This is a genomic window from Bifidobacterium mongoliense DSM 21395, assembly GCF_000741285.1.
GTDB classification, from domain to species: Bacteria; Actinomycetota; Actinomycetes; order Actinomycetales; family Bifidobacteriaceae; genus Bifidobacterium; species Bifidobacterium mongoliense.
In genome coordinates this window covers 1-10,936 of record NZ_JGZE01000008.1, presented here as the reverse complement: position 1 = coordinate 10,936, position 10,936 = coordinate 1, and the positions used below count along the sequence as shown (strand labels likewise).

8 protein-coding genes are annotated in these 10,936 nt (G+C 56.8%); all 8 read right to left on the bottom strand.

The features are described from left to right. Positions 1-167: 167 nt before the first annotated feature. Complete coding sequence (gene ptsP / locus BMON_RS03455) at positions 168-1,811, bottom strand: phosphoenolpyruvate--protein phosphotransferase (RefSeq protein ID WP_237745312.1); 1,644 nt, start codon at positions 1,809-1,811, stop codon at positions 168-170. Beyond that, on the bottom strand, positions 1,808-2,068 hold the full coding sequence (locus tag BMON_RS03450) for an HPr family phosphocarrier protein (protein WP_033513614.1): 261 nt from the start codon (positions 2,066-2,068) through the stop codon (positions 1,808-1,810). Before BMON_RS03450 ends, ptsP begins: the two co-directional genes overlap by 4 nt. Before the next feature lie 156 nt (positions 2,069-2,224). Beyond that, positions 2,225-3,688, bottom strand: coding sequence for a 6-phospho-beta-glucosidase (locus tag BMON_RS03445; protein WP_033513623.1), 1,464 nt, complete (start codon positions 3,686-3,688; stop codon positions 2,225-2,227). Positions 3,689-3,710: 22 nt separating this feature from the next. Next, complete coding sequence (locus tag BMON_RS03440) at positions 3,711-4,043, bottom strand: PTS sugar transporter subunit IIA (RefSeq protein WP_033513625.1); 333 nt, start codon at positions 4,041-4,043, stop codon at positions 3,711-3,713. A gap of 11 nt (positions 4,044-4,054) precedes the next feature. Beyond that, complete coding sequence (locus BMON_RS03435; RefSeq protein WP_033513616.1) at positions 4,055-4,357, bottom strand: PTS sugar transporter subunit IIB; 303 nt, start codon at positions 4,355-4,357, stop codon at positions 4,055-4,057. Between the two features lie 120 nt (positions 4,358-4,477). Beyond that, on the bottom strand, positions 4,478-5,872 hold the full coding sequence (locus BMON_RS03430; RefSeq protein ID WP_081882844.1) for a PTS sugar transporter subunit IIC: 1,395 nt from the start codon (positions 5,870-5,872) through the stop codon (positions 4,478-4,480). 213 nt (positions 5,873-6,085) lie between these two features. Further along, complete coding sequence (locus BMON_RS03425) at positions 6,086-6,799, bottom strand: GntR family transcriptional regulator (RefSeq protein ID WP_033513617.1); 714 nt, start codon at positions 6,797-6,799, stop codon at positions 6,086-6,088. Positions 6,800-7,237: 438 nt separating this feature from the next. Next, complete coding sequence (locus tag BMON_RS03420; protein WP_051917853.1) at positions 7,238-10,669, bottom strand: adhesin isopeptide-forming adherence domain-containing protein; 3,432 nt, start codon at positions 10,667-10,669, stop codon at positions 7,238-7,240. Between the last annotated feature and the right edge of the window lie 267 nt (positions 10,670-10,936).

Below are 10,936 nucleotides of genomic sequence, written 5' to 3'. Positions count from 1 at the left end.
TCTTGTGCCATACCTGTGTGTCCCTGCTATCTATCCCATACGCCGGTGCCGTCTTCCCATTGACACGGCAGCGGCGGTATCACATCTTGGCGGTGTTCTCCCCCCTCCTGTCCCTCATTGACGATTCAACGGGACCGCCACCTACCCACGATGACGGCCCTGGCGACTCAACGACCACGAATCACTCCACGAAGCGGGAGTATCATCGGTGCCGACACCGACAGCTCATCGACACCTATACGCAGATAGGTATCGGTCAGTGTCAGGTCAGCGCCCAACTCACCGCATATGCCACACCAGATTCCAGCCTTATGTGCGGCCGTCACGGTCATCTCGATCATGCGCAGCACCGCGGGCGAGTGAGGGTCCGCGAATTGATGGAGTTTCTGATTCTGGCGATCGCAGGCAAGCGTGTATTGGGTGAGGTCGTTCGTGCCGATTGAGAAGAAATCCACCTCCTTCGCCAACTCAGGAGCCATCACCACCGATGCGGGCGTCTCGACCATGATGCCGAGTTGGATGCCTTCATTGAACTCGATGTCCTGTGCACGAAGTTCGGTCTTGACTTCCTCAATGATTGCCTTGCTCCTTCTGACCTCATCGACGGAGGTGATCATCGGCAGCATTATGGCGATATTGCCGAAGGCCGACGCCCGCAGAAGGGCTCTCAACTGGACTTTGAAAATCTCGGGTTGCGTGAGGCAGATTCGTATGGCCCGATACCCTAACGCTGGGTTGTCCTCCTTATCCAGACCGAAATAGGCCACCTGTTTATCCGCGCCGATATCAAGCGTCCTGATGACTATGAGACGGTCCCCCATCTTCTGCGCGACCTGCTTGTACGCATTGAACTGGAATTCCTCCGTCGGGAAGTCCTCGCTCTCGAGGTACAGGAATTCGCTACGGAACAAACCGATGCCTTCAGCGTCATTGGCCAGAACGTTATCCACCTCTTCGGGATTCGCGATGTTCGCGTATAAGCGAATCCGCTGACCGGAACTGCTTACGGTGGGTTTGCCCTTCAGCTCCTGCAGCAGACGCCGATGCTCCTCAATCCGTTGCTGACTGCTCTGATACTCATGCAGTGTTTCGGCATCCGGGTCCAGCAGCAGCTCGCCCTGTGAACCGTCGACGATGGCGTATACCCCGTCGAAGTCCTCGTTCAACTCGTCCCCGATGCCGACGATTGCGGGAAGCCCCATGGATCTGGCCAGGATGGATGTATGCGAATTCGCCGAACCTTCCGCCGTGACGAATGCCAGCACCTTCGACCGGTCCAGTTGAACGGTTTCACTCGGGTCCAAATCCTGCGCGGCTAGGATATACGGCTCGCCCTGAGGCTGCGCATCGGCTTCTTGCTGCCCGTCGGCCTCGGCGGGCGCCTGCAATATGTCGATCACGCGGGATGACACATCACGCACGTCAGCTGCACGCGCCTGCATGTAGGAGCTGTCCATGGCACGGAACATCGCGGCGAACTGCTCGGCCGTGCTGTGTACGGCATACTCCGCATTGACCTTGCTCGAGGATATCAATCCTTCTACGCTCTCCAGGTAGTCCGGGTCCCGCAACATCAGCTGATGGGTATCGAACAGCTCCGCTTTCCCCTCTCCGAAATCCTTTGCGGCTTTGTCCCGCAACTGTTTCAACTGCTGCAATGCACGGTCCTGAGCACGCCGGAAGCGCGCGATCTCGGCGTCTGCATCCTTGACGACGTAACGTTGGACTTCATCGTGCTTCGCAGCCAGCACATGGATTCTGCCGATGGCTATCCCTGAGGAAACACCCGTGCCACGCAACCGCCTCATCATAGGGTCTCCCTGAGGAAGCTCTCGAATTCCTTGGCCGCCTGCTCCTCGTCATCGCCGGAAACGCGGACCGTCAACGTATCACCAGTTTTGACGCCCAGACCCATGACTGCAAAAATCCGCTTGGCATCCGCATCGCTCCCAGCTGCGGTCACGGTGATGTCGGAGGAGAAACGTTGAGCCTCCTTGACGATCTGGCCCGCCGGACGCGCATGGATGCCTTCAGGGTCCTTGACAATGGTGGTGAATGAAATTGACATGTTGTTTCCTTCCTGTTGATGGTTCACGCCTCCGGGGCATGACCTGGTATCCGATGACGGCTTCTGAGCGATGCGACGGCATCGCATATGCCAGGTGTCTGCATGTCCGAGACGTTTAGGTCTCACATATGCGAACGAGATGTTGCAGACGCCCGCTCAGCGCTCAGGCACCGGCAGATTCCGTGAGGACAGATCCTCCCCGTTGCTCGCGATCACACGGCGATACCATGAGAACGATTTCTTTCTACTTCGTTTGTGGGAGCCGCGGCCTTCGTCGTCCTCGTCGACATAGATAAGTCCATACCGCTTCTTCATTTCACCGGTGCCGAAGGAGACCACATCGATGCAACCCCAGACGGTGTATCCCATTACTTCAACGCCGTCTTCGTCTATGGCCTTGCGCACCTGGGCGATGTGTTCGCGAAGGTATTCGATTCTCTCCTCATCATCGATATAGCCTTCATCATCGGGTTTCTCATATAGCCCAATCCCGTTTTCGACGATGAAAATCGGCTTTCGGTAGCGCTCGTACAGCAGGCACAGAGAGTACCGCAGACCGATGGGGTCAATCTGCCACCCCCAGCTCGTCGTCTGCAGATGGGGATTGCGGACACTGCCTCGGAAACCGGATTGCAGAACATCGGGCTTGGACTCATCCGCAGTGACCGTACTCGACATGTAATAGCTGATGGATATGAAATCGACGGTGCCTCTGGCGATAATAGCCCGATCTTCGGCCTCCTCCTCGATATGGATGCGCTCACGCTCAAGCATCTTGAGAAAGTATCGCGGATACTCACCGTTGACATAGACATCCCCGAACACGAAGCGATCACGCATCACCACTTCGGCGCGCATCACATCCTCGGGGTCGCTGCTTGCCGGGTACACGGGAACGATCGCCAGCATGCATCCGATCTCGAAATCAGGGTTGATCTCATGCCCGAGCTCCACGACCTTGGCGCTGGCGACGAACTCGTTATGGACGGACTGCCACATCCGCTGGCGTCGCTCGTGTTCACTCATCTCCGGATCGGGAATCAATCCCGAATTCGTGTAGGCGAAAATCGGATTGCTGGTATTCGTCTGATTGTTGACCTCGTTGAAGGTCAGCCAATACCTGACGCTGTCGTGGTATCTGCGCATCACCGTTGCGGCGAAACGCACGAAGCACTCTATCGTCTTGCGGTTGGCGAAACCACCTTCCTTGGCCAGATGAAGCGGCATCTCGAAATGAGAGAGCGTCACCACGGGTTCCATGCCCTTCGCGCGATAATCGGCGAACAGACGGTCGTAGAAACGCAGACCTTCTTCGTTCGGTTCCAACTCATCGCCTTGAGGGAATATTCGCGACCAGGATATGGAGGTGCGGAAGCATTTGAAGCCCATCTCCCGAAACAGAGCATTATCGTTCTCGAAGGTGTGGTAGTAGCCGATTCCGCGGTGGTTCGGATAGTTCTTGCCTTCGATCACGTGCGACGTGATTTCTCGTGGCGAATCGTTGCTGCCACCCGTCAGCACATCGCAGATACTTGGTCCACGGCCGTCGACGTCCCAAGCGCCTTCTAGCTGATGAGCGGCAACCGCGCCACCCCATAGAAAGTCTTTCGGAAATCCCATGATGTAACCCCAATCATTCTGGTCAGCGGGCAAGTCGCGTATACAATGCCCTGAGCTCGACAACGAGCGTTTTGATGATTTCCGCAGACATCATCTGATCTTCCACATGCGTAAGCAGCAGCGACACCTGGACCGGATTCCCGCTGGCCTCACGTTGCACCAGAGAGGTATGCAGATCGTGGCAGGTGGCGAAATGCTTGTCCCCACTGGTCATTAGCTCGTCGGCCTTGTTCGTGTCCTGTTCCTTGGCGGCCTGCAAGGCTTCCATGTAATCGGATTTAGCTTCTCCGGCAGCGGTGATCATCTGGAAGCACCAGGTCTCCCAATCGATGCTCTGCTCATCTGTTGTTGTCATCGTTGCCTCCATCATTGCTGGTTCATCAGTTCGAACGCCCTGGCAAGTACTTTGTCCCCTCGGAGCATTCCATAGTCGGTCGGCGCGATGGCTTCGACGTGCTTATCCGGGTAGACACCCTGCACATGCTTGAGTTCATAGCGGACCTGAGGTCCCAGCAGCAGCACATCCGCATCGGCCGCCTTCTCTTCGATTTCAGAGACGGGGCAAGCATCGATGCTCACATCCTGATGTGCTGTCTGCGCGGCCTCCCGCATTTTCTTGACCAACATGCTTGTCGACATTCCGGCGTTGCAGCACAATACGATCTTCATGATGTTTCCTTTCATCCGACTGCGGCGACATGGACAGCCGCGGTACTGGCGAGCCGCGCCGTATTGGGCGACGGCTCGCCTGACTTATGCGTTCACTTATTTGTCTGGATATCCTCGGGGCTAGGCCTTTACAGGCTCTGCCACTGCTGTTGCCGCTTCTCCGCCCTTTTCGGCATCCACGGATTCTTCCTGCGCATTGGCCTGTTCCTGGGCGTACAGCACTGCATCCTGCTTCTTGATGAAGGGGAAGTAAATCGCGACCGAAATCACCAGGATGATGATCTGAATCAACGCGGCCTTCCACCCGCCCAACAGGAAGCCGGAGATGACCACTGGCGTGGTCCATGGAACCTGCACCGCTCCGAACGGGGCCAGGAAGCCGATGGCCATCGCTCCATAGGTGATGACCATGGAAATCAGCGGAACCAGAATGAAGGGAATCAGCAGGAAGGGGTTGAAAACAATCGGCAATCCGAAGATGACCGGTTCGTTGATGTTGAAAATTCCAGGAACAATCGACAGCTTGGTGATTTCCTTGATCTGGCTCGATCTGGCCACCATCAGCGCCGCGATCAGCATGCCGATGGTGATTCCGGTTCCGCCGAACTTCACAAAGCAATCGATGATCTGAGGAGTGAGGATATGCCCTCCGTTTGCGACGGTCACGGCTTTGCCCGCGTCCATCAGCGACTGGTTCGCCAGAGAATTCGCGGTCAGCAGCGGTGCCATGATGCCCATGACCACGTTCGGGCCGTGGATTCCGCACCAGAAGAGCACTGAGATCAGCAGCGTGATGATGATCGCGCCCGCCCAGTTGTCGGTGAGGTTCTGCATGGGAATCTGAAGAATCTTGAAGATCAGCTCGGTGAACGACACGCCTCCGAACACCTTGCACAGGTGATAGACCACTGCGGAGCACAGCACCACGATGAAGCCGGGAATCATTGCCGAGAAGGCGTTCGAAACACCTTCGGGAACTGCTTCGGGCAGTTTGATTCTCAGATTGTGCTTCATGCACTTGGTGAAGATCAGACCGGTGATCAACCCCACGATGATGGCTGTGATAACACCGTTTCCACCCGTCCAGGAGGTCGAGATGACATTCGCCACCTCGGCGCTCTTGCCTTTGGCGAGTTCAGGAACCGTGCTGTTGTCGATGGCCAGAGAAGACGGTGAAAGAATAATGAATGAAATCAACGCGAGCAGACCGCTTGAAATGCCGTCCTGCTTCTCGTTTCGCGCATAGGCATAACCGATGCCCACGGCAATGATGAGCGCCAAAATATTGAATGTCCCGGCTGAGACCTGGTTAAGTCCGACGTTCCAGTTCTCTCCGAGATACTTGTTCATGAAATCGGTATAACCGTCAAATGGCAGATTTGCGAGCAACATGAACAATGAACCGACCAAAGTTGCCGGCATGGTCAGCACGAAGCCGTCCTTCAACGCGGTCACGGCCTTGGTACTTGCAAATCGGATGAATCCATTAAGCAGTTTTTCTGCAAAATCCTTCATCTGGAATCCTCCTTTGGATTTTTCCAAGGTACGGCGATGATGCCGCACCTCTACTCTCCACATAAATCATTCGAATAGATTATTAATATGCGAATAACTTCATCAAGAATATCCCATCATTCGTATATGTCAAAATCATTCGAATAAGTTTGACAAGCGACTCGGCGGAAGCCCTTGATGACGGCAGAGCTCAATACCAGATGTCGGTCAGCGTTATTTCAAGTCAGCGAGAGTGAAGAATTTCGCACGCTCATAGTGATACACCACTCGTGAAGCGTCGAACATCTCGCCATTGGCCAGGTACACATCGTCTTCCACGACGAGACAGGGGTCCCCTGCATTCAGCCCAAGAGCTTCAGCCTCGGCGGAGGAAAGCCGGTCGGCATATAAGACCTTATCGGCAAAACCGGTATTGAGACCGAGATCGTTGCGCAGATACTCCCATATGGAGCCTTGCGCGATCTCCTCACTGAGATACGGAATGAAGCGCTTCAGATACGTCGAACGCTCCAACGCCAGAGGCAACCCGTCAACCAGCCGCAAACGCTGGACGTTATATGCCATATCGCTCGCCTTGCATTTCAATCGTGACGCCAGTGCGTCGCCGACGGGCTCCAGCTCCAAGGAGAGCACGGTTGACTGAACCGTCTTGCCCGGGAACTCGGCGGACAGTCCGCGGGTCTGCCCCAAGGACAGGCACCCTTCACGCTTGTTCTCGCGGACGAACATGCCGCTCCCCTGCACCGGATACACGTCACCGGACTCCTGGAGCACCGCCACCGCATTCCTGACGCAGTACCGAGTGACACCGTACAACTTCATGAGGTTGTCTTCGGTGGGGAGTTTGCCGGTCAGCCGAAACTGACCGTCATCGATGCTCTGCTTGATGACATGGGCAAGTTCACGATACTGCACTGTTCTTGTCATAACCCGCCCCTGTCAGGATTACCGTATACCGCTCTATCGCATAGCATCTATTCGATTCATTCGAATGATATTAGTGTATCGCGCCTCGCTTCACGAAAGCCCCCGACAATGCTCTAAGCTGTGGGGGCCTTGTGAATCAATGGAATGAAGCACGACGTCTTGCCCTACTGCAGCAACCATCACGCACACGACGAAATGTTTTCGAGAGCGGGCGACGGGAATCGAAACCGTCAGTGCCCCGCATGAGGGTCGGTGCGGTGTTGAGAGACCGCATCCAGATAGTCGAGCTGCTTGTCTCCTATCGCGGCAGCCCGGCATAGTGACAGCACCATGAGTATGACGAACTCCACGATGATGGCTCCTTTCGAGAGACTGGATAAGCGAATACTTGTAGGGGATGCCCCGCCTGGAAGAGAGAAGCAAGCGAGGCAAGCATGATTACTGCTGTTGAGCAGTAGTATCCTCACGTTGGGCAGTGAGACGGCGACGGTAGAAGGTCAGGCCAACACCTGCACCGGCGAGCACGGCAACCGCTACAGCCACCCAGAGAATGTCCGCACCAGTTTTCGCCAGAGCACTCTTCGCGGCAGCGGGCTTGTTGTAGCCGTTCCAATCATCTTTGGTGCTGATCGCAGTGTCATAGCACACCTTGTCCGGGTCGGTCTTCGCGGTCTTGCCATCGAACGGGTCAGAGTCGATGACCGGGCAGTCGATGATCGGCTTGGCGGTGACCTTCGCACGATCCGTGTGGTGGTCGTTGGCCTTGACGCCCTTCAGCGTGCCGGTGACGTCAACCGACTGGCCGGGCTTCAGCACGAGCGTGTTCCAGTTGGCCGGATACTTGAAGTCCACGACCGTGCCTGAACCTGTAATGGTCTGATCCTTCAAATCAATCTTCGAGAGGTTGATCTTGCCGGTGTTGGTGATATGGAACACGATCTGTGTGTCACCTGTGACGTTCAGGGCGTCGCTTGGCGTATTGCGGTCACCGGCCTTCAAGCCACTCTTCCTGTCGTACTTGACGATGCTGATGGATGGTGTCTGATCGGGGGTGTGGGTGACCACCACGTTCGACGGGCGATCCTGGCCGTTCAGATTCTCGATGAACTGGTTCTTCACATCCCCGGTCTTGATGCGTTCCATCTGCACGTAGGCGCGCCAACCCTGATCCGTGGTGTCGTTGGACGAGGCGATGGCCAGGTAACGAGCCGTGGCGGTCACCGTGAGCACACCATCCTTATCGACGGCCGTGAACAGGTCCCCACCGAACTTCGTGGAGTCCACGCCACTGCCGGCGATTCGGTCGCCCTTCTTGGCCAAGGTCACGGCCTTGCCGTCCTGGTATTCGGCCACATCCTTGGTGGCGTACACCGCCCACTGGCCGGTGTACCGGTCATGCGACTGGTCGTAGTCATCGGTGATCTTCCAGTCGGTGATCTGCTGGTACGCACGGTTCGTGTGCAGCGTGGAGCTGTCCAGCTGGTAGAGGAACAGGTGGTTGAGGTAGATGCTCTGACCGTCGGCCGAAGCGCCGCCCACGTTGACCGTGACATCCTTGGAGGGGTTGATCTCCTTCAACGGGTTGCTTACGGTGTTGGTGAGCTTCTGCTCGTTGTTGGTGACCTGGATCGCGGTGTTCTTCACCGTGTACCCGTCCTTGACGGCCTTCACCGTCATGGGCAGCACGATCTGGTAGGTCTGGCCAAGCACCTTCTGGTCGATGGCGGGCGAGGTGAGCGGATCCGGCTTCGCGGTCGAATACGCCTTCAGGTCGGACGGCTGGGGATCGCCCTTCACGGTCTCGCGCGTGGCGGGAATGGTCGTGTCCACCGTCTTGAAGAAGGCGTACAGCACGCCATCCTTGTCCTGGATGTTGAACTTGCCGGTCACGTCACTGCCCTGGGCGTCAAGCACCTGGATCGCCGTCGTGTCGAGCTTCAAGTACTGCTCGTCGTAGTCATCGACCATGCCCAGGCGCTGCACCACATACGCGGTGTTGTCCAGCTTCGAGGCATCGAGGTTGACGCGATAGTAGATCCGGTCGCCCAGCACGGCGGTCGTGCCATCGATGTTGATCTTCGCATCCTTCTGCGTGTCCTGCTTGGAGGGATGGTCGTCGGGAGGCGTGTTCTCCACGATGTTCGACGGGGTGATGGAATTGTTCAAGGTCAACTTCCACTGGTTGTCCACCTTCGTGTTCGCGGGAGCGTCAGCGGAGACGGTGCCTTCGAAGCGCACGATGATACGAGGGTTCGAGCCGGCCTTCCAATTGGCCTTCACCCAAGCGGCATCGAACACGAGACGCACATTATGCTCCCCGTCGTTCCAGGTGCTCGTGTACTGGCTCTTCGGGATGATGTTACCCGTGTTCAGATCGGTGACTTCCAACGTCTGCTTGTCCACGTTCAGATACTGGTCGTAACTATCAGTAACTCCCACATTGGTGACCTGGTATGCCAGGTTCGCGGGCAGTTTCGGCGTGGTCTCAAGCTTGTATTCGACCTTCTGGCCGGGGAACACGGTCTTGCCGTCCACACTGGACTGGTCGCCGCCCTGGGAGGCTTCGGCCAGCACATCCTTCGTCACCGGGGGCACATACCCGCAGATCTCAGGTTCGTTCGTATCCTCACTCTGCGTGTTCACGGTTTCGGATCCCGCGTTCGTCAAACCAGCACCATCGTTCACGTTCGATGGGTTCGTGCAGAAGGTCAGCTCGTCGCCCGCCTGCTTGCCGAAGTCGGAGCGCACCTGCTTGGCGCCGCCACCGTTGGCGAAGTTCACGGTTCCTGGAATCAGCAACGTCACCTGCTTGGCCTTCGCCAGGCCCTTCAACGATGCCAAATACGCGGCCTTCGCAGTCGCCGTGGCAACCGTGCCGTTCACCGAAATCATGAACCGGTCGGTGACGTCCGTGCCCGTGTTCGCGATGTCCGCGACGCTGGACTGCTTCTCGCTGCTCGCATCAGCCGCATACACGCGGATCTTGGACGCATCGGCCGCATCGAAGATGTAATCGGCCTTCGCCCAATCATCCGTCAAAGTCAACTTCGTAGGAGCCTGGATCAGGTTCGCGGCCACCGTACCGTTGACCACCGAGCCGACCGTATCGCCATCCAGGAACGTCTCGGTGTCGGCACCGGTCTGGTTGCTTTTGGACGGGTCGATCACGGCCTGCCACTTGCCATCCACAACCTTGATCCAGGACTTGTCGGGGTTGGGACGCCAGGTCGGGAACGACTTGCCATCCGTGTTCACGCTCGGCTCCTGATTCCACTTGACCGAAGCCACATCATCCACCTTGGAGAAGTCGGGCTTGGCGACCGTCACGTCGAAGCTGAACGCATAGGTGTGGTCCAACGGCATCTCGCCCTTGGACGCGGCACGCACCGCAGTAACCGTGTTCGCGTTTCTGTCCCACGTGATCGTGAAATCGCCGGAAACGTCGGCACCACTCGTGGTGTCCACCAGCTTGTACTTGTCGATGGAATAGCTCACGCCATTAGGTGTGATCTTGTCCTGAATGGTCATCTCGTAGTCGCCGCGACCGGTACCGGTCGTGATCGTCGTGCGGTTCACCATCTGGTCGGCAGACGTGCCGTCCTCGATGCTCTTCGAAGGCTTTGCAGGAGGAACCGCAGCCACGGGGAACGATTCACAAGCCTTACGATCCGTGGTATCCACGGCAGCCGCCATCTTGCCCTGCTTGGCAACCTGGACGTCAAACCAGTAGGTGCCTTCCTGCCAATGCGACATGCCAAAGTCGGAAGGTGTGAAGTCGGGCGAGTTCTTCGTGCCGTCATTGCTGACGGTCATGCTCTTCGTCACACTCTTCGCGGCCACATACCCATTCTTCTGCCCGTCATAATGCATGATCACCTTCGCCGACAGATAACGTCCGGTTTTTTGCGCAAATTGGTGGGTGCTTTTTGAGGTGGTGGAGCATGGCTTGTCACCTGTGTACGATTTCAGTCGCCAGACCATTAACCGCTCTAGAAAAGCAGGCGACAGAACCATGCCCGATACAATCATACAAGTCAACCAAGCCATGTTCGAGACCCAATTGGATCCAGCATGGTCACCCAGAAGGTCACCGAGATCCGTGGGCCCGGATGCTGGACGCTTCAGGCCGACGAGATG

Excerpts from the sequence above, each read along its gene's own strand:
- ptsP (WP_237745312.1), bottom strand. The coding sequence starts at position 1,811 with ATGATGAGGCGGTTGCGTGGCACGGGTGTTTCCTCAGGGATAGCCATC.
- BMON_RS03450 (WP_033513614.1), bottom strand. The coding sequence starts at position 2,068 with ATGTCAATTTCATTCACCACCATTGTCAAGGACCCTGAAGGCATCCAT.
- BMON_RS03445 (WP_033513623.1), bottom strand. The coding sequence starts at position 3,688 with ATGGGATTTCCGAAAGACTTTCTATGGGGTGGCGCGGTTGCCGCTCAT.
- BMON_RS03440 (WP_033513625.1), bottom strand. The coding sequence starts at position 4,043 with ATGACAACAACAGATGAGCAGAGCATCGATTGGGAGACCTGGTGCTTC.
- BMON_RS03435 (WP_033513616.1), bottom strand. The coding sequence starts at position 4,357 with ATGAAGATCGTATTGTGCTGCAACGCCGGAATGTCGACAAGCATGTTG.
- BMON_RS03430 (WP_081882844.1), bottom strand. The coding sequence starts at position 5,872 with ATGAAGGATTTTGCAGAAAAACTGCTTAATGGATTCATCCGATTTGCA.
- BMON_RS03425 (WP_033513617.1), bottom strand. The coding sequence starts at position 6,799 with ATGACAAGAACAGTGCAGTATCGTGAACTTGCCCATGTCATCAAGCAG.
- BMON_RS03420 (WP_051917853.1), bottom strand. The coding sequence starts at position 10,669 with ATGCATTATGACGGGCAGAAGAATGGGTATGTGGCCGCGAAGAGTGTG.